The sequence below is a fragment of the Mesorhizobium sp. M1050 genome, assembly GCF_040318715.1.
In the GTDB taxonomy this organism is placed as follows: Bacteria; Pseudomonadota; Alphaproteobacteria; order Rhizobiales; family Rhizobiaceae; genus Mesorhizobium.
The window spans coordinates 16,982-37,816 of record NZ_JAMYMV010000014.1 but is presented as its reverse complement, the minus strand read 5'-3'; the positions used below and the strand labels follow the sequence as shown (position 1 = coordinate 37,816).

Genomic DNA, 20,835 nt, shown 5'->3' with positions numbered 1-20,835 from the left:
CGTTCCCTGATCTTTTCTGGCCGCGGCATCAGTTGCCGGCGGCTGCTACCTTGTTTTGGCCGTCGACCTCGGCCATCAGCGTCTTGTTGGCGCCGGGCAGATCGGTCTTGGCTGCCGCCAGCCAGGTCTTGAACTGCGCATCGGAGACGACGCGGATGGCGATCGGCATGAAGGCATGGTCCTTGCCGCAGAGCTGCGAGCATTGGCCGTAATAGAGGCCTTCCTTCTCCGCCTTGAACCAGGTCTCGTTGGTGCGGCCCGGAATTGCGTCCATCTTGATGCCGAACGACGGCATGGCAAAGGAGTGGATCACGTCGGTCGCGGTGACAAGCACGCGCGTCATGGTGTTGACCGGCACCACCATCTCGTTGTCGACGGCCAGCAGGCGCGGATATTCCTTGCGGTCCTCCTTGCCGGCGGCGGCGCGGTCACCGTCCTGGAGGATCGCGGAATTGAAGGAGAGCGTGTTCTCGGTCTGGTATTCGTAGTCCCAGTTCCACTGGTTGCCGGTCGCCTTGACGGTCAGCTTTGCTTCTTCCGGCGGCGTGTACTGCGCGGTCAGCAGCTGGAACGAGGGAATAGCGAGGCAGAGCAGAACGACGACCGGGCCGACAGTCCAGATCACCTCGATCAGCGTGTTGTGGCTGGTCTTGGACGGGATCGGGTTCGCACTGGCGCGGAATCTCACGATGCAATAGGCGAGGAGAAGCAGCACCAGGATGGTGATCGGGACGATGAACCACATCGTGTAGTTTCCGAACCACTCGATCTGCCGCATCATGTCGGTCGCCGGTGCCTGGAAGGTTGTCTCCCAGTCCTTGGGCTGGTCGGCACGGGCGGATGTGCCGGCGAAAAACGTGATAGCGGCACAAGCACTTAGAAGCTTGGCACTTGCTAGAAACGTGGCGCTTGCCAGGAAATTTCTCATCGCCCTCATCGTCTCCCAGTTTCTCGCTGCGGTACCCACGAGAATAACGGCCAATGCCGGGACGGGAATCCCGACAGTCTCAAGCTGGTTCAAACCATACTCTTTTTCCCTCCGCAAGAAAGGAGCGGGCGAAACCGTGCGGCATTTTTGCGCGCAAGCCCGGAAGTGCCTTTGAAGGCAGCAGCGGAGGCCCCGAATCGCCTATGGTGGGCCAACGGTAGCATTCCTGCGGACCGCTCGTGCCGGGCGTCGCAATTCGGGCGAAATTGGCAGGGAAAAGCGCCGCATTGGCCTTTTCGGGGCAGACCGGGTGCTGTCCCGTCCTTTACTTGGCTTTGGCGCGGCTTAAAGTGCCGTGATTCGCAATGGAGCCGTCATGACCCCTTGGCTTTCGAGAAACTCTCGGTTTTCGAGAAACTGGGCGAAGGTCATCTTTCTCGCCGCCCTGTCTGGTATCGGCTCGTCCGGCACGGCCAACGCCGCGCAACCGAGCGGCACGGTGCGCTCGACGCATGGCGCGTGGTCGATCATCTGCGACACCCCAGCCGGCGCCACCTCGGAACAATGCGTGATGATGCAGAACGTCGTCGCCGAGGATCGTCCGGAGATGGGGCTATCGGTCGTCGTGCTGCGCACCGCCGATAACAAGGCGGAGATCCTGCGCGTGCTGGCGCCGCTCGGCGTACTCTTGCCCAACGGGCTCGGCCTCAATGTCGACGGCAAGGATATCGGCCGCGCCTATTTCGTACGCTGCTTCCAGGACGGCTGCTATGCCGAGGTCATTCTCGAAAAGCCGCTGCTCGACACGCTGAAGACCGGCACGTCGGCCACCTTCATCGTTTTCCAGACTCCGGAAGAAGGCATCGGCATCCCGGTCGATCTCAAGGGGTTCGCCGACGGTTTTGCCGCCCTGCCCTGACAGGCTGGTGCTTGCTGCAAACCTTTCTAACTGGGATTCGTTGGCCAGCGACCGCAAGGACTTCATCCACCAAAAGTGACGTCGACCGACCTGTCGGCGAGCGCATTTGTCTTCGCAATGCGACGGGACGATTGTCTCGACGCGCCTTCGCGCCTACATCGGGGCAAAGACCCATTCCTCCTGTGAACGGACGCGCCATGAACAGCCTGATCGGCCAATTCGACATTTCAGACGATCGCATAAAGCAGATCGTCGCTGAGACCATCAGCGGCGCCGACGACGGCGAGCTGTTTCTCGAATACAGCGAGAGCGAAGCGCTGATGTTCGACAACGGCCGGCTGAAGACCGCCAACTTCAACACCGACCAGGGGTTTGGTCTGCGTGCCGTCGCCGGCGAAGCCAGCGGTTACGCGCATTCCAGCGATCTTTCCGAGGCCTCGCTGCTGCGTGCGGCCGACGCCGTTTCAACCGTCAAGGGTGGTTATTCCGGCACGCTTGCCGCCGCACCCGCCCGCACCAACCGCCATCTCTATGGCGAGGAGAACCCTATCCCCTCGCCTTCCTTCGAGGCCAAGGCAAAGCTGCTGCAGGAAATCGACGCCTGGCTGCGCGCCGAGGATCCGCGCGTGCGCCAGGTTTCGGCCTCGCTTGCCGCCTCCTGGCAACATGTCGAGATCGTGCGCGCCGACGGCCAGGTGGTGCGCGATATCCGCCCGCTGGTCCGCATCAACGTCTCTGTCGTGGTCGGCAATGGCGACCGCCAGGAGAGCGGCTCCTACGGTATGGGTGGCCGCAAGGCCTTTGGCGAATTCCTGGTCGAAGACAGCTGGAAGCACGCCGCCAGGGAGGCGCTCCGGCAAGCGCTGGTCAATCTCGAGGCGATACCGGCGCCGGCCGGCACCTTCGACATCGTGCTGTCGAGCGGCTGGCCGGGCGTCATGCTGCACGAGGCCGTCGGCCATGGGCTGGAAGGCGACTTCAACCGCAAGAAGACTTCGGCCTTCGCCGGCCTGCTCGGCCAGCAGGTCGCCGCCAAGGGAGTGACCGTCGTTGACGACGGCACCATGCCCGAGCGACGCGGCTCGCTCACAGTCGATGACGAAGGTACGCCTTCGGCCCGCAATGTGCTGATCGACGACGGCAAACTGGTCGGCTACATGCAGGATCGCCAGAACGCCCGGCTGATGGGCATGAAGGCGACCGGCAACGGCCGGCGCGAAGGCTATGCCCACCAGCCGATGCCGCGCATGACCAACACCTACATGACGGCAGGCGACATGGAGCCGGACGAAATCATCGCCTCGGTCAAGAACGGCATCTATGCCGTCTCCTTCGGCGGTGGTCAGGTCGACATCACCTCGGGAAAATTCGTCTTCGGCTGCACCGAGGCCTACATGATCGAGAACGGCAAGGTGACGCAGCCGATCAAGGGCGCGATGCTGATCGGCAACGGGCCGGATGCCATGCACCGCGTTTCGATGATCGGCAACGATATGAAGCTCGACACCGGCATCGGCATGTGCGGCAAGGCCGGACAGGGCGTGCCTGTCGGCGTCGGCCAGCCGCATTTGCGCATGAACCAGATGACGGTGGGCGGCACGCGGGTCTGATGCGATGGCCACTGGAGAAAAGTCCGTTGCCACCAGTTCAACCGATGATCAGGTCACACGGCCTGTTCCGGTCTTTCCCTCAATGCGGCCAGAGGATGTGTTCGGGTCGCTGCCCAGCAGTGGCAAGCCGAAAACATTGAGAGAAATGGAAACGGGCGTGCTCGCGGAAGCAAGGCGTCGCCGAACCAGCGAATGATCTACCGTCGCCGTTTCGGCTTCTCCAGCAGCGCCACCGCCTCGACGTGCGGCGACCACAGGAACTGGTCGATCGGCGTCACGCTTTTCAAGGTGTAGCCACCGTCGAGCAGGATGCGCAAATCCCGCGCCAGCGTCACCGGATTGCAGGACACGGCAGCGACGTACGGCACATCCGAGCGGGCGATCTGCTTCGACTGGTCTTCGGCGCCCGCCCGCGGCGGGTCGAACACCACGCCGTCGAAGCCATTCAACTCCTTGAACGTCAGCGGCCGGCGGAACAGGTCGCGGCGTTCGCCCGTCACCCGCTTCAGCCCGGTGGCGAAGCGCGATCCCCGGTCGAGCGCCGAAAGGGCTGCCGTATCACCCTCCACCGCATGGACTTCCGATTTCATTGCCAGCCGCAAGGCAAAGCTGCCGCAACCGGCGAAGAGATCCGCCACCTTCTTGGCACGCTTCAGATGGCCGCCGACGATATCGGCCATCGCCTGTTCTGCGGCCTCGGTGGCCTGCAGGAAGGCGCCCGGCGGAATGGCAACGGCAACGCCGCCGAACATGACCGTCGGCTTTTTTGGCTCTATGATGATCTCGTCGTCGATCGAAAGCCGCGCAAATCCCTGGGCCATGACGAAATTGGAAGCGACCCGACGCTGGTTCTCGCCCAGTTTGCCTGATTCATAGACGGCGACATCGAGGCCTGAACCGGTCACGGTGACCGTCATCCGGAACGATTTGGTGGTGGCACAGACCAATTCGGCGAGTGCCTTCAAGCGATCGAGCGCGGCGACGATCTCCGGCAGCGAGATCGGACATTCCTCGATGGAGATGATCTCCGGTGACAGATGGCGATGGAAGCCGAGCAGCATGCCTGCATTCGTGCGCCGGGCGGCAAGCACCACACGGCGGCGCGTGTGCGGCGCGCAGGCGACCAGTTCGCCGATCTCGCAATCGATGGCCTTACCCTTCAAGGCGTGCACCACCTTTTCGCGTTTCCACTGGCGATAGGCTTCGGCTTCGAAATGCTGGAGGGCGCAGCCGCCGCATTCGGTGAAATGGCGGCAGGCGGGATCGATGCGCAACGGCGAGGCTTCCAGCACCGCCACCAGCATGGCGCGATCCCTTTCGCGCGAAGCGGTGACCGTTTCGCCGGGCAATGTGAAGGGGATGAACAGATCGCCTGTCTCGGTCTCGGCGATGCCGTCCCCCTGAGCGCCAAGTTTCCTGATGCTGAAGCGCGCGCTCATCGATCCTTGATCCCACCGAGCAGGAATTCGCGATTGCCGTCGCCGCCCTCGATCGGTGACAGATGCAGCCCCAGCGCCCGCCAGCCGGGGACGGCATCGAGCCAATCCTGCAACAGGCCGGCGACACGGGAGGCGTCGTAGGGATCTTTCAACAGACCACCCTTGCCGATCGCTTCGCGACCAGCCTCGAATTGAGGCTTGACCAGAAACATGGCTTTGGCGCCAGCCTTCGCAAGGCCAAGCGCCGGCGGCATCGCCAGTTTCAGCGAGATGAAGCTGACATCGGAGACAATGAAATCCGGTATACGACCGCCAAGATCGGCGGCGGTGAGATCGCGGGCGTTCAGGCCTTCGATCACCGTCACACGCGGGTCTCCCCCGACATCAGGGTGCACCTGACCATGCCCGACATCGATGGCGGTGACATGAGCAGCGCCGCGCTCCAGCAGGACCTGGGTAAAGCCGCCTGTCGAGGCGCCGATGTCGAGTGCCTCACAGCCGGCGGGATCGAGGCCGAAATGGTCGAGCCCGCCGATCAGCTTGAGCGCCGCGCGCGACACATAGCCTTGCGCCGGGTCGTCGATGGCGATGAGACATTGCGGCGAAACGCTCTGACCAGGCTTGCGGGCAAGGACGCCGTCGACAGTCACCGTGCCGCGTTCGACCGCGTCGCGGGCACGCGAGCGGCTGGCAAACAGCCCGCGCTCGACGAGCAGGTCGTCAAGCCGCTGGCGGGCGCTGGCTGGCAGAGGCGAATTCATCGGCCTTCATGGCGAAAGCCGACGACGATGGCAAGGGCACTGCCCGGCATTGAAGGAAAGCATGTCGCCTCCGACAATGATCTGCAAACGGCGCTTCGTGCTTGGGCAATCACGCGCCTCAACTTCAAGGAAGATGGGCATGACAGAAATTCTCTCGTCTTAAGCCACCGGAAATTTCATGGATCGTTAACCAGTTCTCGTCGCACTTGCTTGAGGACTAAAATGTTATGACTGCGACAGCCCGCAAAACGGGATGAAGAGGCGGCAATCTTGGAAATGGCCAGCGAAATCGTCTACAAGGTGCTTGACCGGATTTCCGGCGCCGGTCTGCTGGCGACCGGACTTCTGTTGCTGACCGCTTTGGTCAGCGCCCTCGTCGCCTATTGGCGCACGGTCGAGAAAAAGAGCTGGAAAGAATTCTTCGAGTTCGCGATCCCGCACGAGGTCGTCACTCATCCCTCGGCGAGAGCCGACCTTCTGTTCTGGGTGACGAGGAAGGCCCTGATGCCGTTCCTCATGCTGCCTGCCGGCATCGTCTTCGTCAGCGCCGTCGGTTATGCGACGAACTGGCTCCTCACGACCTTCCTTCCGATCCAATCGCCTCTGATCGACGGTCCGGCAGGACCGGTGACGGTAGCGATATTCACCATCACAATGCTGCTCGCCTACGACATCTCTTACTATCTCTATCACGTCGCCCAGCATCGCTATCCGGTGCTCTGGGAACTGCACAAGGTGCACCATTCGGCCGAAGTGATGGTCGGCATAACCAAGGACCGCGTCCACCCGCTCGACGAATTGATGAACCGGGCCTGGGACGGCGTCATTCCCGGCATCTGCTTCGGCATCTGGTCGCTGGTCGCGTTGAACCTCGTCGAACTGACGATCTTCGGCGTCAACGTCTACATCATACGCAACATCCTGATGATGGATTTCGTCAGGCACACGCATTTCAAGATTTCCTTTGGGCCGCTGAACAACCTGATCTTATGCCCGCACTGGCATCAGTTGCACCACAGCACGGACCCGCGCCACTACGACAAGAACTTCGGGCTGCTCTTCTCGTTCTGGGACCGGCTGTTCGGAACGCTATGCGTCCCCAAACCGGACGAGGACTTCAAGTTCGGTTTGATCGAACGCAACGTGCGCGACTACCAGTCGCTCTCAGGCCTCTATATCCTGCCGCTGAAGCGGATTTGGCGGCTGATCGCCAGATACCTCCGCACTGAAAAGCCGGAGTCACGGCAATCGCCGCAAAGGGGCAAGCCTTGAACGGGCCTGTCGTGTGCCGGCTGCCGCAAACGCACCAGATCGAAGTCGCGACTTCGGCCGCGCGCCTGGCAGAAATAGCGCCGGCCTGGGCGGCGCTCTGGCAACGCGCCGGCGGCCTTGTTTTCCAGCATCCGGACTGGATCTCGGCCTGGTGGCGCACGACGCCGCATCAGGACCGGCGCGGCCTCAGGATCGGGTTGGTCTGGAGCGGCAAGCGCCTCGAGGCCGTCATTGCACTTGCGACCTTCAAGCGCTCCGGTGTCCGTATCCTGGAATGGGCGGCGAAAGATCACAGCGATTATGGCGACGTGTTGCTCGCCCCCGACTGCGACCCGTTGATTCTATCGCAGCTCTGGCAACGCATTCTCGACGATGGTGGCTTCGACCTCGTCTATCTGAATCGTTTGTTGCCGGATGCCCAATTCCACGCCCTGCTCGGTTCCGCCGTCCCAGGCCGCGGCACGATCTTGCAGCCAAACCACCGCAGCGAGATCAGCCATCGTGTCGTTGGCACCTGGCAAGGCGGCGCGCAATGGTTCGAAAGCCAATCGAAAAAAACCCGGCAAAACTACCGCCGTGGCCGCAAATTCATGGAGGAAGGCGGCAAGCTGCGCTTCCGCCTGATGGATGCGCACGAAGACCGCGAGCAGGTGCTCGAGCGCGTCGCGGCGCTGAAGCGGCTGTGGCTGGCAAAGCACGGCCGCGCTTCGGATCTCTTCGACGAAGGCTCCACCGCTCTGGCGGCACTCGTCTCCGTCCTGGCCGAGCTCGGATTGCTGCGCATCTTCGTGCTCGAACGTGACGACGCGATCATCGCCGTCTCGATCAATTTCGAGCAGCGCGGGACGATGATGGCTTTCGTCACGACCTATGACCCGTCCTTCGAGCGAGCCTCGCCGGGAATGGTCTTGATGATGGACTATATCCAGTGGTCGCTTGACCAGGGCTTGACCACGGTCGACTTTCTCTGCGGCGGCGAGGATTTCAAGCGCCGCTTTTCGACGCATTCGGTGATCTTGTCATCAGTGATGGGTGGGCGAAGCCTGCGCGGACGCCTCGCCATCTTGGCCGACCGCGCCCGCCACGCCACGAAATCATGGCGCTCCGGGAAGCCGTCGAAACAAGCGGTATTGGCCGAGGAATAACCTTTTCAGATCGGCTGCATAACGGCAAGCGCCATGGAAAGGCATCTGCCGATGGACTGACACCCGTCGTGCCTTCTTTAGCAACTCCAGGCCCTCTGGCCTCCAATTTAGAAAATGGTTCGCGAAACCTGCCGTTCCACGGCGGGCGACAGACCGTCGTCCGGCTTGCCCGTGGCTTCCTCGCGTGGGCGTTCACTCATGGCCGGCGCTACGCCCGGCACGACCACCAGCTGCGGCACCTGCTTGTAGGAAAAGCCGCCGCGGATGTCGCCCATCTTGCCGGCGACGATGCCCATGGCCGCCTTTTCCAGGTTGCGATCATAGCGCGTTTCGGCGGCGGCCGGCGCGACGATGACGGCGCAAAGCGCTACGCCGCACAGAAGCGTTTTCATTGTTGTTGTCTCCCTGCCTGATCAACGGTTTAGCAGGGCGCCGTTGAAAAACGGCCAAGAGACACGGTAAGTGAAAAGCCAAACGGCAGCGTAAACAATGCCTTAACATCGTTGACCGGCAAACTGAATCAAGTCTTTGAGACTTTGATTCAGGCGCGCTGGGCGTGGGTGCTGTGCCCGAGCGCGACGAAGACCGTGCGCACGATGCCGGCCGCGTCGAGCCCGGCATCGGCGTACATCTTTTCCGGCTTGGCGTGGTCGGTGAACGCGTCGGGCAGCACCAGCGGGCGCACCTTCAAGCCGCTTTCCAGGAGACCTTCGTGGGCCAGGAACTGCAGCACGTGGCTGGCAAAGCCGCCGACGGCGCCCTCCTCCACCGTCACCAGCACCTCATGCGAGCGGGCCAGCCGCCGCATCAGGTCCTCGTCAAGCGGCTTGGCGAAACGGGCATCGGCGACCGTGGTGGAAAGCCCGGCCGCACCCAACTCCTCGGCGGCGATCAGACAATCCTGCAGACGCGTGCCGAAGGACAGCAGTGCCACCTTGGTGCCCTCCTTGAGGATGCGGCCCTTGCCGATTTCGAGAATCGAGCCGCGCTCCGGCAGGTCCACGCCGACGCCGTTGCCGCGTGGATAGCGGAAGGCGATCGGGCCGTCATCATAGCTCGCCGCGGTGCGCACCATATGGCGCAGCTCCGCCTCGTCGGCAGCGGCCATGACGACAAACCCCGGCAAGGTTGCCAGGAAGGTAGTGTCGAAAGCGCCGCAATGGGTGGCGCCGTCGGCTCCGACGAAGCCAGCCCGGTCGATGGGAAACCGCACCGGCAATTTCTGGATGGCGACGTCGTGGACGACCTGGTCGTAGGCACGCTGCAGGAAGGTCGAATAGATCGCCGCGAACGGCTTATAGCCTTCGGTGGCAAGACCGGCTGCGAAGGTCACCGCGTGCTGTTCGGCGATGCCGACATCGAAGGTCCGCGACGGGAATGCCTCGCCGAACAGGTCGAGGCCGGTGCCGCTCGGCATGGCGGCTGTGACGGCAACGATACGGTCGTCCTCGCGGCCTTCCCTTACCAGGCTTTCGGCGAACACTTTGGTGTAGGCAGGCGCGTTGGCGGGCGCCTTGGCCTGCGCGCCGGTGATGACATCGAATTTGTTGACGCCGTGATATTTGTCGGCGGCGGCTTCCGCCGGCGCGTAGCCCTTGCCCTTCTGAGTGACGACATGGATCAACACGGGGCCTTCGCCATTGTCGCGGACATTTTTCAGGACCGGGATCAGATGCTCCAGATTGTGACCGTCGATCGGGCCGATGTGATAGAAACCGAGCTCCTCGAACAGCGTACCGCCGGTAACGTAGCCGCGTGCATGCTCGACCGCCCTTGTGATCGCGCGATCAGCGCGTTTGCCGAGATAGGACGTCAGTTTCTTGCCGAAATCGCGCAGGCCGATATAGGCCTTGCCCGAAGCCAGACGCGCCAGATAGGCGCTCATCGCGCCGGTCGGCGGCGCGATCGACATGTCGTTGTCGTTGAGGATGACGATCAGCCGCGCATCGAGCGCGCCGGCATTGTTCATCGCCTCGTAGGCCATGCCGGCCGACATGGCGCCGTCGCCGATGACAGCGATGACATTGTTGCGGCCGCCGGAGAGATCGCGAGCGGCAGCCATGCCGAGGCCGGCCGAAATCGATGTCGAGGAGTGGGCGGCGCCGAAGGGATCGTACTCGCTCTCGGCGCGGCGGGTGAAGCCCGAGAGGCCGCCCTCCTGGCGCAATGTGCGGATGCGGTCACGGCGGCCGGTCAGGATCTTGTGCGGATAGGCCTGATGGCCGACATCCCAGATCAGCCGGTCATCGGGGGTGTTGAAGACATAGTGCAGCGCCACCGTCAGCTCGACCACGCCAAGGCCGGCGCCAAGATGGCCGCCGGTGTGGGAGACGGCGTCGATCAGCTCGGCGCGAAGCTCGGACGCCAATTGCGGCAGCTCGCTTTCCGCAAGCGTGCGCAGGTCGGCTGGGATGCGGACCTTGTCGAGAAGCGGCGTATGCGGCGTTGCGTTCACGGGTGCTCAGGCTTTCTGTTCATTGGCGAAATAGGCCGCCGGCCGGAGAATGTAAATGCACGTCAGTGACGCGGATCAGGCTGTGGTTCTTGTTTTGATGCATGCCGTTCTCCCAGAACCGGGCCACTTTTGGGCAACATGCATCAGCTTTCCGGCAGCGGAATGAACTCTTCCTCGTCTCCTGGAACAATATCGAAGCGTCCCGTCTTCCATTCCTGCTTGGCCTGCTCGATGCGTTCCTTCGACGATGAGACGAAATTCCACCAGATGTAGCGCTGCGAGCCGAGCGAAGCGCCGCCGAACAGCATGAAATGCGCTGCGGTGTGCGACGATACGACGATCTCGTCACCGGGCCGAAACACCAGCAACCGTTCGGCCGGGAAAACGTCGCCCGAGATCGAGACCTCGCCTTCCAGTGTGTAGATGGCTCGTTCTTCCGCATCGGCCGGGATCTTCACGCTGGCGCCTGGCGCCAGGCGCAGATCGGCATAGAGTGTCTCTGTGTCGGCCCTGACCGGGGATCGCAGCCCTTGGAAATCACCAATGGCAATGCGGCCGCTAACGCCCTCGGCGTCGATCTCGGGCAACCGGAGTGCTGTGGTGTTCTCGAAAACCGGGGCTACTTCTTCCTTGCCGTCCGGCAGCGCCAACCAGGTCTGCAGGCCGGAAATCGACATCGGCGCGCCGCGCAGTTCTTCAGGGGTGCGCTCAGAATGGACGATGCCGCGGCCGGCGGTCATCAGGTTTACGTCACCGGGCTGGATGACCATTTCGGTGCCGAGTGAATCGCGATGCCTTATATTGCCGTCGAACAGATAGGTGACCGTCGACAGGCCGATATGCGGATGCGGGCGTACGTCGAGCGCCTGGCCGGCGCGCAGGATAGCCGGGCCCATGCGGTCGAAGAAGATGAACGGGCCGACCAACCGCCTCTTGGCGGTCGGCAAGGCGCGGCGAACCTGGAAACCGCCAATATCCTTGGCGTTGGGGATGACCATCAGTTCGATCTGGTCGCTGGCGAAGGCGTCGCCGGCCTCTGGGTCTTTCCCCGGGAAGAAGCTCATGCACTCTCCTTGTCAGCGCCAGAGGCAGCTGGACGCTTCAGGCAAACCGGATCGCCGATTTCGCCCTTAGTTTGGCCGCCACTTCCTCGCGATTGCGAGGATGCTGATGAGTTTCGAGTGAATCGAGCAGTTCGCGCGCCGATGCCGCGATGGCTTCGACCGCGTGGTCGAAGGCATGCTGGTTCTGCTTCGAAGGCCGCGTCGTTCCGCTCAGCTTGCGGACAAACTGAAGTGCCGCGTCGCGAACTTCGTCGTTGGTCGCGGGCGGATCAAAATTGAACAGGGTCTTGATGTTTCTGCACATCGTTTCCGTATCTCCTCTTGTCCCGAGCTGTTTCAATCAAGACGAACTCTATGTTCAATCATGATCGTGTCCAAAAATCGGTGAGACGGCTGGGTGCCTCAGTCCGCGTCGAGCGGCTCTGTTCCAACCGGCTTGCCGTCACGCGACAGCCTGATCTTCTCGACCTTGTCCTCGGCGGCCTTCAGCAGCCGGTCGCAATGCGCCTTCAATGCCTCGCCGCGTTCATAGATCTTGATCGACTGGTCGAGCGGCACGTCGCCACGCTCAAGATCATCGACGATCTTTTCCAGCGCATCGAGTGCCTGTTCGAAGCTCATCGCCTTGACATCGTCGTTGATCTCACCAGCCATCATTCATCCTTTCATCAGTCGCCCGACATGGGCGGCGACCGAAAATGCCAATCCCTGCAGATCGTAGCCACCCTCGAGCAGGCTGACGAGCCGGTCGCCGCTGTGACGCGCGGCGCGCTGCATCAGCTGGCCGGTCGCCCAGTCGAAATCGTCCTCGGTCAGGTTGATCTCGGCCAGCGGATCGCGGTGATGTGCGTCGAACCCGGCCGAAATGATGATCAGGTCGGGCGCGAAATTGTCGAGCGCCGGCAGCACGCGCGACAGGAAGGCATCGCGAAACACCTCGCTGCCGGTCTGCGGCGCCAGCGGTACGTTGACAATGTTGCCGGCACCGGTTTCGTTCTTGGCGCCAGTGCCGGGATAGAGCGGCATCTGGTGCGTCGAGCAATAGAGCACCGACGGATCGTCCCAGAAAATATCCTGCGTGCCGTTGCCGTGATGCACGTCCCAGTCGACGACGGCAACACGCTCGATACCATGCTTCTTCTGCGCATAACGCGCCGCGATCGCCGCCGTATTGAACAGACAAAAACCCATCGCCGTGGTTTTTTCGGCATGGTGGCCGGGCGGCCGCGCCGCGACGAAGACATTGTCGGCGCGGCCTGCAAAGACGTCGTCGACGGCGGCGTTGGCCGCACCGATTGCGGTGATCGCCGCCTGCCAGCTCTTCGGGCTGGCCGTGGTGTCGGCGTCGATGCGGGCGATTCCCTCGTCAGGAATGGCGGCGCGCACGCGGGCGACGAAATCGGCGGGATGAGCATAGAGGATGGTGGCCTCGTCGCCTTCCGGCGCCTGGATACGATCGAGCGCGGCAAAAGCCTCGTCGTCCAGCACGCGCTCGATGGCGCGCAAGCGGTCCGGCCGCTCGGGATGGCCGGGCGGCGTGAGGTGCTCAAGGAAGATCGGATGGGTATAGAGACGGGTAGCCATCGTCCTAATCTAGTGACCCGGATCGACAAAGGCCATGCACGGGCGGCCGATGACTGGGGAAAATCGCGCCTGCGTCCATTCGCGTCGCTGCAGGCATTGGCGTCGTCCGCGCTTCGGCGTAAGGTCCGTGGCACTGCCTGGTGCCCGCCGCAAGCGGGAGAATCGGGAACACGGTTGAATTCCGTGGCGTGCCCAACGCTGTAAGGGGGACCGCGCCGGTATATGCCACTGTCGATGACGGGAAGGCACCGGACGCGGGTTGATCCCGAGCCAGAAGACCGGCCTGGCAGGCATCGTCATCCGCATGGTCAGGCGGTTGGCATCGATTGCAATCGCAAGGGGACAAGCGATGCCTGAACACACGACCGCTGCTGTTGGCGATGGATTTGACCGGAATGCACGCGATGCGGTGTATCGCGCCATGTTCACGCGGCGCGACGTCCGCAGCCATTTCCTGCCCACCGCGCTCGACGATGAGGTGCTGGCGCGGTTGCTGCTTGCCGCTCATCACGCGCCGTCGGTCGGCTTCATGCAGCCTTGGAATTTTATCGTCATTCGCGATGCCGAACGACGGGAAAAGGTGCGCGACCTGTTCCTGGCGGCGCGCCAGCAGGAACTGCCGGCCATTGCGGAAGAGCGGCAGGCGCTCTACCGCAAACTCAAGCTGGAAGGCATTTGCGAAAGCGCGCTCAACATCTGCATCACCTGCGATCGCGAGCGTTCGAAGGGTTCGCCACTGGGACGCTCGCACAATCCGGAGATGGACCTCTACAGCACGGTCTGCGCGGTGCAGAATTTCTGGCTGGCGGCGCGCGCCGAAGGCGTCGGTGTCGGCTGGGTCAGCATCATCGAGGCGCAAGCGTTGAAAGGCCTGCTTTCAATTCCGGAGCATGTGACCCCGGTCGCCTATCTCTGCGTCGGCCGCGTCTCGGAGTTCGCGCCAAAACCTGACCTTGAAACGCATGGCTGGGGACGGCGGCTGCCGCTGCCGGAACTGATCATGAGCGAGACGTTTTCCGGGCAAGGTGAAGTGCTGCTCAAATCGACCGTGGCGCGCCTCAACACCGTTTCTGCCGCGCCGTCGAGCCCTCGCTGATCAGGGTGTCGCGCCGGCCGGTCCCCAGGGCGAGCCGCCAAAGGAGGCCAGCGCCTTGTCCTTGAGTTCCCTGAACTTCGACGACGCCTCCGCCAGCCGGGTGTCCCAGGCCGGATCTGGCACCTGGCCCGCGATGGTCTTGAAATAGACCTGCATCAGGCAAGCGATGGCGAAGGGCTCGATGAACGCCGCCTTGAAGGCCCAGGCGAAGACGATGGCTAGCACGAAGGCCCAGCCCGCCAATTGCCCTGGCATCAGGAAAAGAATGGCGGCGGCCGGCGCCAGCATCAGCAGGAAGATAACGAAGGATACGCCCCACATGATGACCGCCAGCCAGACGGCGTTCTTGACCATCACCTTGCCGTTCTGGGCATAGAGCACGACGCCTTGGCGCGCCGTCTCGAACGGCGAGGACGAATTGATGCGAATGTTGTAGCCGAGGATGATCTCGTCGACATAGGTCAGCGACAGGCGGATCACCGTGTTGATGAAGGAGACCAGACCGCTCAAACCCGGGATCGGCAGGAAGGCGGCGATGCCGCCGAGCAGGCCGGTGATGGCCCGGATGGCGCCCTTGACCAGCTGATCGACGACGAAAAGGATGTTGGCCTCGGCAAAACGCTGGGTGACGATATCCTTGGCGTAGGCGATCTGGTCCTGGCCGCCGGGAATGTCACGGCCGTCGATCAGATGGACCATCACGGCGATGTGGCCGGCCTTGACGACATAGAGGATGTATTCGCGGATCCAGTAGACGGCGATCGAGACGATGCCGAAACCGACCACCCCGCCCCACAAGGCAAAGGACATCGGCCCGTCGGGATCGGTGGAGATGTGGCCGACGCCATAGCCGACGGAGGCGCCCGTGCCGGTCGCCATGATGTAGGCCAGTGTGATGCCGAAATAGACGATCATGCGAAAGACAATGAACGGCCAGGTCCGCATCATGATGGACACCGACCTGCCGATATCGAAATCCCACATGCCCCGAATCTCCCCCTCAGAGGTGGTGAAAGAGGATGGACCCAACCCGGCGATTGTCAATTGCCGGCCGCGGCGCCGGGCCACCGATGGGATTTCAGTTCGGTTGCGAACCTGGCCTTTTGAGTAGGCCTTCGAGCAGTTGCTTGAACGCCACCACCACCTTCTTCGACGTCGCTTCGGGGTCGTTCGAATTGGCGATCCGTTGCGCCGCCTGGCTGCTCGCCCCATTGATCAGCCGCGAGGCAGTTTCGGGGTCGAGGCTGGAGACTACGACCCCCTCCTCCTGAAGCGCCGTCAGATGGCCGGTCATTGAAGCGATGCACGCATTGGCGTTCGGCCATTGTGCCGGATCCCCCAGAACGGCCGGGCCATCCCGGAACATGATGCGCTGGATTTCCGGCTCCAATGCCATCTCAATATAGGTCGTGCATTCGTCGACAAAATGCTGCCAGCGGGTCGGCGCTCTCGACGCGACCTCATCGATGCGTGCCGCCATCTCGCCGTCGATTTCGGTGATGACCGCCTGCAGCAGGCCCTTCTTGTCGCCGAAATGATGATAGAGCGCGCCGCGAGTCAGCCCGGCCGATGCGGTGAAATCATCCATCGAGGCTTCGGCATAGCCGATCGTGCCGAAAGCATGGCGGGCTGCCGCGATCAGCTTGGCACGCGTCTCGGCAATCATCTCCTTGCGGGGTTTGTGCATGGCTCCTGGCCCTATCCACATACGAACCGTATGCCAATTGACATACGCGGCGTATGCTCTATTTAACATTCATACGCATCGTATGTAATTGTCGAATCGTGCTTTGTCGAGGAACCAACCCATGCAAAATCCCTATTCGGAGATCTTTCGTGCCCCCGGAACCAAGGGCTTTGCCGCCGCAGGCTTCATAGCGCGCCTGCCGATCGCCATGGCGCCAATCGGTATCGTGGCAATGCTGTCGCAGACGCGCGGCGAATATTGGCTGGCCGGCGCCGTCGCCGCGACATTCGCGCTCGCCAACGCTTTCCTGGCGCCGCAGATATCGAGACTGGTGGATCGCCTTGGCCAGACGCGGATCGTAGTGCCCACCACCATCATTTCGGTGCTGGCTTTCGTCGTATTGGTTGCGGCCGCCAACCAAGACTGGCCGGTGTGGATGCTGTTCGTGTCGGCACTGCTGGCGGCGGCGATGCCAAGCATCCCGGCAATGGTGCGCGCGCGCTGGACCGAGATTTTTCGCGGGCGGCCTCAGATGAACACCGCGTTCGCCTTCGAGTCGGCGGCCGACGAACTGGTCTACATAGCCGGGGCATCGCTGTCGGTGGGCTTGAGTGCCGCGCTGTTCCCGGAAGCGGGCATGGTGGCGAGCACGTTATTTCTCGTATTCGGATCGATAGCCTTCATTCTGCAACGCTCGACCGAGCCGCAAGTGCGACCGGTGGAACAGGGCTCTGGCGGCTCCGCAATCCGCCTGCGACCGGTTCAGATCATCACCTTCGCCCTGATCTTCGTCGGCGCAACCTTCGCGACGACGGAAGTGAGTACCGTCGCGATCACCAAAGAGCTGGGGCAACCGGCGGCCGCGAGCTTGGTCATCGGCGTCTATGCGCTCGGGTCGTTCGTGCTTGGCATCATCGTCGGGGCACTCAACGTAAAAACGCCGCTGCAACGCCAGTTGGCCATCGCAGTCGCCCTCGTCGCGCTTGGCACGCTGCTGCCGCTTACCGCCGACACGGTGCCTCTGCTGGCATTGACCGTGTTCATCAGCGGCGTTGCGATCTCGCCGACCTTCATAACCGCCTTCGGCCTGATTGAACGACACGTGCCGGAGGCAATGCTGACCGAAGGCATCACCTGGGTGATGACCGGGATCGGCATCGGCATGGCGCTTGGTTCCTTCGCCGCCGGTGCGGTGGTGGACGCATTCGGCGCCCAGAACGGGTTCTGGGTCTCGGTTGCCTCAGGCACAGTCGCGCTGGCCACGGTGCTGCTTGGCCAGCGCAGGCTTGCCACTCAGGAATGCGACCTGGACAGATGCGAAGCTGCCGCAATCCCTGCGGAATAATCGTCGAGCGCCCGGTTTGGAACCGGGCGCTGTCGGGCGAAGGATCAGAGAATCTCGGTCTTGGCGATATGGATGCCGAAACCTTCGAGGCCGACATAGTGGCGTTCGCGCGAGGCGATCAGGTTGATCGAGGAAATGCCGAGATCCTTAAGGATCTGCGCGCCGAGCCCGATCTCGCGCCACTCGTTTTCGCGGCGGCGGGCCTCTTCGTGATCCTCGCGGTCGCCGCTCGCCGGCCGCTTGCGCTCCTGATGGGCGACGCCGACAGAGCCTTCGCGCAGATAGACGATAACGCCGCGCCTGCGCTCGCCCATCGCCTTCATGATGGCGTCGAGCCGATGGCTGGTGCCGAAGACATCCGTCACCACATCCTCGGAATGCAGACGCACCGGCACGTCCTCGCCGTCACGGATGTCGCCGAAGACGATGGCAACGTGATGCATGGAGTCCCAGGGCAGCGTGTAGGTAAAGACCTGCGCCTTGCCGCCGAGCGTGTCGATTTCCGAGCAGGCGACGCGCTCGACCAGCGTTTCCTTGCGCTGCCGATATCCTATGAGGTCGGCGACCGAAACCTGCTTCAGGCCATGCTCCTCGGCAAAGGCCGCGACCTGCGGGCCGCGCTTGACGGTGCCGTCGTCATTGACCAGTTCGGAAATGACGCCGATCGGCGGCAGGCCGGCGAGCTTGCACAAATCGACCGCCGCTTCGGTATGACCCGAACGCATCAGCACGCCGCCCTCGCGCGCGATCAGCGGAAAGATGTGGCCTGGGCGGACGAAATCGGAGGCGCCGACATTGCCGTTGGCGAGGTTGCGCACGGTCAGCGTGCGGTCGTCGGCCGAAATGCCCGTGGTGGTGCCATGCTTGAAATCGACGCTGACCGTGAAAGCGGTGGTGTGGGCCGAATCATTGTCGGCGACCATCGGCGCAAGGTTCAGCCGCTTGGCTTCCTCGCGCGGCATCGGCGTGCAGACGATGCCGGAGGTATGGCGAACGATGAACGCCATCTTTTCCGGCGTGCAATGGACGGCGGCAACAATCAGGTCGCCCTCGTTTTCGCGCCCGTCATCGTCCATGACGACGACGATCTCGCCCCGTTCGAAAGCGCGCAGGGCTTCGACGATTTTCTTCTGGTCGTAAGGCATAAATGCTCGCTTCGCTCGCAGGGAATAAGGGAGTAGAGCAGTACTGGAGTAGGGAAAAGCAAAAAGATTTGGCTGGCCGGGCTAAGAGCGCAACATAGTCCCCTATTCCCCTATTCCCTTTCCCGTCTGTCCTCGATGCCGCAGATAGTGGTCGGCGATCGCACAGGCAACCATCGCCTCGCCAATCGGCACGGCGCGGATGCCGACGCATGGATCGTGGCGGCCCCTGGTCATGATCTCGACGTCGTGGCCGTCCTTGTCGATCGATCTTCGCGGCGTCAGGATCGAGGAGGTCGGCTTGACGGCGAAACGGGCGACGATCGCCTGGCCGGTCGAGATGCCGCCAAGGATACCGCCGGCATTGTTGGACAGGAACACCGGCTTGCCATCATTGCCCATGCGCATCTCGTCGGCATTCTGCTCGCCGGTGATGCGGGCGGCCTCGAAGCCGTTGCCGATCTCGACGCCCTTGACCGCGTTGATCGACATCAGGCCAGAAGCGATGTCCTGGTCGAGCTTGGCGTAGATCGGCGCGCCCAGGCCTGCCGGAACGCCGTCGGCGACGATCTCGATCACGGCACCGACCGAGGACCCCGCCTTGCGGATGCCGTCGAGATATCTAGTGAAGACGGGAACGGAAGCCGGATCGGGGGTGAAGAACGGATTTTCCGCGTCGCCGATGAAATTCCAGTTCCAGTTGGCGCGGTCGATGGATTTTTCGCCCATCGACACCAGCGCGCCACGCACCACCACGCCGGGCACAACCTTGCGCGCCAAGGCACCGGCTGCCACCCGCGCGGCCGTCTCGCGGGCCGAGGAGCGGCCGCCGCCACGATAATCGCGCACGCCGTATTTGACGTCATAAGTGTAATCGGCATGGCCGGGCCGATATTGGCGGGCTATCTCGCCATAATCCTTCGAGCGCTGGTCGACATTCTCGATCAGCATCGACACCGGCGTGCCGGTGGTGATCATGGTCTCGCCGTCCTCGTCGAGGATGAAGCCGGACAGCACCTTCACCTCATCTGGTTCGCGACGTTGCGTCACGAAACGTGACTGTCCCGGCCGACGCTTGTCGAGTTCAGCCTGAATCTCGGCTTGGGTGAAGCGGATGCCGGGCGGACAACCATCGACGACGCAGCCGAGCGACGGGCCATGGCTTTCACCCCAGGTGGTGACGCGGAAAAGGTGACCGAACGTGTTGTGAGACATAGAATGACCCTGCCCGGCAGCGGAGCCGGCTTGACGCATGACCCCGAAATCGAAGCGATGTTCGGAAAGGATCATGCGCAATCAAAAGTGCTACAGCGTCCTTTGCGCGTCCATGAGGCCGCGCGGCGCTGTAGTCTGCTTCTATTGGCGTTTTTCACAGGGGTCAAACTGTGATCTGGCGGATTTAGTTTTGACACATTCGGTTGGTTTCTGCTCTGCTCCATCCGCCGTTGAACGCCCGCCGCCATGCCGGTGCAATGACAAAGAGGAACGACTATGCGTACCCTGATTGGCGCCATTGCCGCCACACTGCTGCTTTCAACCGCTGCTTTCGCTGGCCAGACCGAAGGTTTGATCAAGAAGGTCGACAAGGACGCGCTGACGCTGACGTTGGATGACGGCAAGTCCTACAAGCTGAATGCCGAGACCTATCTAGACGCGCTGAAGCCGGGCATGGACATCGTCATCGCTTATGACGTGAACAATGGCGAGAATGTCGTCACCGATATGCAGTTACCGGACAGCGACACGAACTAGGGAATTGGTGCCCTAAAGCCACTCCAGGCTCTTGCCTTCGAGCTTGAGCAAACGATCGTGCCGTATTTCCAGGTTCGCCGCCTCGTCCTCTGCCACATCGAGCACGAAGCGAAACAAGGCGCGCATGACGCCGCCATGGGTAACGCAGATCGTCTGGCGTTCGATCGCGTCGAAATATGGCCTCACGCGTTCGAGCAGCATCTGGTAACTCTCCGCGCCGTCGCCGGGTGGCCGAAAGTTCCATTTGTCCAGAGCGCGCGTCCTGCCCGCTCCGGGATATCGCGCCTCGAGCTCGGGGAAGGTAAATCCCTGCCAATCACCGAAATTGACTTCGACGAGGCGTGGATCCGTTCGATAGGCGCCTGGATCAAGCTCCATCGCGACGCGGATGCGCTGCATCGTTTCGCGCGTCCGTTTCATGGGGCTGGCGACGAAATCGAAATCTTCGGGATTTTGGACCAGTTCGGCTAGCCGACGACCGTTTCGGGTCGCCTGCTCGCGGCCAAGAGCGTTGAGATCGGTGTCGGCCTGCCCCTGAAGCCGGAATTCGGCGTTCCACGCGGTTTGGCCGTGGCGCACGATATAAACCAGCGGGTACATCAAGTCTTCCGGTGCGGGATCGGGACGGATGACGGT

The 20,835-nt window shown here is 62.5% G+C and carries 22 protein-coding genes and 1 riboswitch; of the genes, 8 read left to right on the top strand and 14 right to left on the bottom strand.

The features are described 5' to 3' along the window. Positions 1-28: 28 nt before the first annotated feature. Positions 29-928: a cytochrome c oxidase subunit II gene (coxB, locus tag NKH57_RS11035; RefSeq protein WP_352944146.1), complete on the bottom strand. Its 900-nt coding sequence runs from the start codon at positions 926-928 to the stop codon at positions 29-31. Between the two features lie 376 nt (positions 929-1,304). Between coxB and NKH57_RS11030 the strand changes: the two genes are divergently transcribed. Together NKH57_RS11030 and tldD are read left to right on the top strand one after the other, a co-directional pair. Beyond that, a complete protein-coding gene (locus tag NKH57_RS11030; protein ID WP_352944144.1) occupies positions 1,305-1,847 on the top strand; it encodes an invasion associated locus B family protein in 543 nt (180 codons plus the stop codon). 197 nt (positions 1,848-2,044) lie between these two features. Next, the gene (tldD, locus tag NKH57_RS11025) at positions 2,045-3,457 is read left to right on the top strand and encodes a metalloprotease TldD (protein WP_352944142.1); all 1,413 of its coding nucleotides are present in this window, start codon (positions 2,045-2,047) and stop codon (positions 3,455-3,457) included. Between the two features lie 197 nt (positions 3,458-3,654). Here the strand turns inward: tldD and NKH57_RS11020 are convergent, their stop codons facing one another. Both NKH57_RS11020 and NKH57_RS11015 read right to left on the bottom strand, forming a co-directional pair. Continuing rightward, on the bottom strand, positions 3,655-4,896 hold the full coding sequence (locus NKH57_RS11020) for a class I SAM-dependent RNA methyltransferase (RefSeq protein ID WP_352944140.1): 1,242 nt from the start codon (positions 4,894-4,896) through the stop codon (positions 3,655-3,657). Next, the gene (locus NKH57_RS11015) at positions 4,893-5,657 is read right to left on the bottom strand and encodes a TlyA family RNA methyltransferase (RefSeq protein WP_352944138.1); all 765 of its coding nucleotides are present in this window, start codon (positions 5,655-5,657) and stop codon (positions 4,893-4,895) included. The genes NKH57_RS11020 and NKH57_RS11015 overlap by 4 nt, the downstream gene beginning before the upstream one ends. 276 nt (positions 5,658-5,933) lie before the next feature. On the opposite strand from NKH57_RS11015, the gene NKH57_RS11010 reads away from it, so the two are divergent. Both NKH57_RS11010 and NKH57_RS11005 read left to right on the top strand, forming a co-directional pair. Further along, positions 5,934-6,929 carry a sterol desaturase family protein gene (locus NKH57_RS11010; protein ID WP_352944136.1) on the top strand — a complete coding sequence of 332 codons (996 nt, stop codon included), beginning with the start codon at positions 5,934-5,936 and terminating at the stop codon, positions 6,927-6,929. Beyond that, positions 6,926-8,074 (top strand): GNAT family N-acetyltransferase, encoded by a 1,149-nt coding sequence (locus NKH57_RS11005; RefSeq protein ID WP_352944134.1) that lies wholly within the window; start codon positions 6,926-6,928, stop codon positions 8,072-8,074. The genes NKH57_RS11010 and NKH57_RS11005 overlap by 4 nt, the downstream gene beginning before the upstream one ends. A 107-nt stretch (positions 8,075-8,181) precedes the next feature. On the opposite strand, the gene NKH57_RS11000 is transcribed toward NKH57_RS11005, so the two are convergent. From NKH57_RS11000 to NKH57_RS10975, 6 genes are all read right to left on the bottom strand, one after another. Further along, positions 8,182-8,466, bottom strand: coding sequence for a hypothetical protein (locus tag NKH57_RS11000; protein ID WP_352944132.1), 285 nt, complete (start codon positions 8,464-8,466; stop codon positions 8,182-8,184). 149 nt (positions 8,467-8,615) lie between these two features. Next, a complete protein-coding gene (gene dxs / locus NKH57_RS10995; protein WP_352944130.1) occupies positions 8,616-10,529 on the bottom strand; it encodes a 1-deoxy-D-xylulose-5-phosphate synthase in 1,914 nt (637 codons plus the stop codon). Positions 10,530-10,672: 143 nt separating this feature from the next. Then, positions 10,673-11,593 carry a pirin family protein gene (locus NKH57_RS10990; protein WP_352944128.1) on the bottom strand — a complete coding sequence of 307 codons (921 nt, stop codon included), beginning with the start codon at positions 11,591-11,593 and terminating at the stop codon, positions 10,673-10,675. 37 nt (positions 11,594-11,630) lie between these two features. Then, entirely contained in the window at positions 11,631-11,897 is a 267-nt protein-coding gene (locus NKH57_RS10985; RefSeq protein WP_023759114.1) for a DUF2277 domain-containing protein, read from the bottom strand. Between the two features lie 98 nt (positions 11,898-11,995). Further along, the gene (locus NKH57_RS10980) at positions 11,996-12,247 is read right to left on the bottom strand and encodes an exodeoxyribonuclease VII small subunit (protein WP_352944126.1); all 252 of its coding nucleotides are present in this window, start codon (positions 12,245-12,247) and stop codon (positions 11,996-11,998) included. A 3-nt stretch (positions 12,248-12,250) separates the two neighbouring features. Further along, the gene (locus NKH57_RS10975) at positions 12,251-13,177 is read right to left on the bottom strand and encodes a histone deacetylase family protein (protein WP_352831240.1); all 927 of its coding nucleotides are present in this window, start codon (positions 13,175-13,177) and stop codon (positions 12,251-12,253) included. Between the two features lie 121 nt (positions 13,178-13,298). Then, positions 13,299-13,478, top strand: a riboswitch (cobalamin riboswitch). Between the two features lie 48 nt (positions 13,479-13,526). Here NKH57_RS10975 and bluB point away from each other — a divergent pair. Further along, the gene (gene bluB, locus NKH57_RS10970; protein WP_352944124.1) at positions 13,527-14,273 is read left to right on the top strand and encodes a 5,6-dimethylbenzimidazole synthase; all 747 of its coding nucleotides are present in this window, start codon (positions 13,527-13,529) and stop codon (positions 14,271-14,273) included. Here bluB and NKH57_RS10965 read toward each other — a convergent pair whose 3' ends face one another. Together NKH57_RS10965 and NKH57_RS10960 are read right to left on the bottom strand one after the other, a co-directional pair. Beyond that, the gene (locus NKH57_RS10965; RefSeq protein WP_352944122.1) at positions 14,274-15,257 is read right to left on the bottom strand and encodes a hypothetical protein; all 984 of its coding nucleotides are present in this window, start codon (positions 15,255-15,257) and stop codon (positions 14,274-14,276) included. It lies immediately after the preceding gene. A 94-nt stretch (positions 15,258-15,351) separates the two neighbouring features. After that, on the bottom strand, positions 15,352-15,960 hold the full coding sequence (locus NKH57_RS10960) for a TetR/AcrR family transcriptional regulator (protein WP_352831242.1): 609 nt from the start codon (positions 15,958-15,960) through the stop codon (positions 15,352-15,354). A 121-nt stretch (positions 15,961-16,081) separates the two neighbouring features. On the opposite strand from NKH57_RS10960, the gene NKH57_RS10955 reads away from it, so the two are divergent. Further along, positions 16,082-17,305, top strand: a complete 1,224-nt coding sequence (locus NKH57_RS10955) for an MFS transporter (protein WP_352944120.1) — start codon at positions 16,082-16,084, stop codon at positions 17,303-17,305. Between the two features lie 44 nt (positions 17,306-17,349). Here the strand turns inward: NKH57_RS10955 and ribB are convergent, their stop codons facing one another. Next, on the bottom strand, positions 17,350-18,450 hold the full coding sequence (gene ribB / locus NKH57_RS10950) for a 3,4-dihydroxy-2-butanone-4-phosphate synthase (RefSeq protein ID WP_352487348.1): 1,101 nt from the start codon (positions 18,448-18,450) through the stop codon (positions 17,350-17,352). A gap of 102 nt (positions 18,451-18,552) precedes the next feature. Continuing rightward, positions 18,553-19,662, bottom strand: coding sequence for a chorismate synthase (aroC, locus tag NKH57_RS10945; RefSeq protein ID WP_352944118.1), 1,110 nt, complete (start codon positions 19,660-19,662; stop codon positions 18,553-18,555). Positions 19,663-19,665: 3 nt separating this feature from the next. On the opposite strand from aroC, the gene NKH57_RS10940 reads away from it, so the two are divergent. Further along, positions 19,666-19,836 (top strand): hypothetical protein, encoded by a 171-nt coding sequence (locus tag NKH57_RS10940; protein WP_156938534.1) that lies wholly within the window; start codon positions 19,666-19,668, stop codon positions 19,834-19,836. A gap of 102 nt (positions 19,837-19,938) precedes the next feature. Further along, positions 19,939-20,199: a DUF1344 domain-containing protein gene (locus tag NKH57_RS10935; protein WP_352944116.1), complete on the top strand. Its 261-nt coding sequence runs from the start codon at positions 19,939-19,941 to the stop codon at positions 20,197-20,199. A 12-nt stretch (positions 20,200-20,211) separates the two neighbouring features. Here NKH57_RS10935 and NKH57_RS10930 read toward each other — a convergent pair whose 3' ends face one another. After that, positions 20,212-20,799 (bottom strand): histidine phosphatase family protein, encoded by a 588-nt coding sequence (locus NKH57_RS10930; RefSeq protein WP_023759106.1) that lies wholly within the window; start codon positions 20,797-20,799, stop codon positions 20,212-20,214. Positions 20,800-20,835: the final 36 nt, after the last annotated feature.

Excerpts from the sequence above, each read along its gene's own strand:
- NKH57_RS11030 (WP_352944144.1), top strand. The coding sequence starts at position 1,305 with ATGACCCCTTGGCTTTCGAGAAACTCTCGGTTTTCGAGAAACTGGGCG.
- NKH57_RS10975 (WP_352831240.1), bottom strand. The coding sequence starts at position 13,177 with ATGGCTACCCGTCTCTATACCCATCCGATCTTCCTTGAGCACCTCACG.
- NKH57_RS10960 (WP_352831242.1), bottom strand. The coding sequence starts at position 15,960 with ATGCACAAACCCCGCAAGGAGATGATTGCCGAGACGCGTGCCAAGCTG.
- coxB (WP_352944146.1), bottom strand. The coding sequence starts at position 928 with ATGAGAAATTTCCTGGCAAGCGCCACGTTTCTAGCAAGTGCCAAGCTT.
- NKH57_RS10985 (WP_023759114.1), bottom strand. The coding sequence starts at position 11,897 with ATGTGCAGAAACATCAAGACCCTGTTCAATTTTGATCCGCCCGCGACC.
- NKH57_RS11020 (WP_352944140.1), bottom strand. The coding sequence starts at position 4,896 with ATGAGCGCGCGCTTCAGCATCAGGAAACTTGGCGCTCAGGGGGACGGC.
- NKH57_RS10935 (WP_352944116.1), top strand. The coding sequence starts at position 19,939 with ATGCGTACCCTGATTGGCGCCATTGCCGCCACACTGCTGCTTTCAACC.
- ribB (WP_352487348.1), bottom strand. The coding sequence starts at position 18,450 with ATGCCTTACGACCAGAAGAAAATCGTCGAAGCCCTGCGCGCTTTCGAA.
- NKH57_RS10980 (WP_352944126.1), bottom strand. The coding sequence starts at position 12,247 with ATGGCTGGTGAGATCAACGACGATGTCAAGGCGATGAGCTTCGAACAG.
- aroC (WP_352944118.1), bottom strand. The coding sequence starts at position 19,662 with ATGTCTCACAACACGTTCGGTCACCTTTTCCGCGTCACCACCTGGGGT.
- NKH57_RS10965 (WP_352944122.1), bottom strand. The coding sequence starts at position 15,257 with ATGTGGGATTTCGATATCGGCAGGTCGGTGTCCATCATGATGCGGACC.
- NKH57_RS11015 (WP_352944138.1), bottom strand. The coding sequence starts at position 5,657 with ATGAATTCGCCTCTGCCAGCCAGCGCCCGCCAGCGGCTTGACGACCTG.
- bluB (WP_352944124.1), top strand. The coding sequence starts at position 13,527 with ATGCCTGAACACACGACCGCTGCTGTTGGCGATGGATTTGACCGGAAT.
- NKH57_RS11000 (WP_352944132.1), bottom strand. The coding sequence starts at position 8,466 with ATGAAAACGCTTCTGTGCGGCGTAGCGCTTTGCGCCGTCATCGTCGCG.
- tldD (WP_352944142.1), top strand. The coding sequence starts at position 2,045 with ATGAACAGCCTGATCGGCCAATTCGACATTTCAGACGATCGCATAAAG.
- NKH57_RS11010 (WP_352944136.1), top strand. The coding sequence starts at position 5,934 with ATGGCCAGCGAAATCGTCTACAAGGTGCTTGACCGGATTTCCGGCGCC.
- NKH57_RS10990 (WP_352944128.1), bottom strand. The coding sequence starts at position 11,593 with ATGAGCTTCTTCCCGGGGAAAGACCCAGAGGCCGGCGACGCCTTCGCC.
- NKH57_RS10940 (WP_156938534.1), top strand. The coding sequence starts at position 19,666 with ATGACCCTGCCCGGCAGCGGAGCCGGCTTGACGCATGACCCCGAAATC.
- NKH57_RS10930 (WP_023759106.1), bottom strand. The coding sequence starts at position 20,799 with ATGTACCCGCTGGTTTATATCGTGCGCCACGGCCAAACCGCGTGGAAC.
- NKH57_RS10955 (WP_352944120.1), top strand. The coding sequence starts at position 16,082 with ATGCAAAATCCCTATTCGGAGATCTTTCGTGCCCCCGGAACCAAGGGC.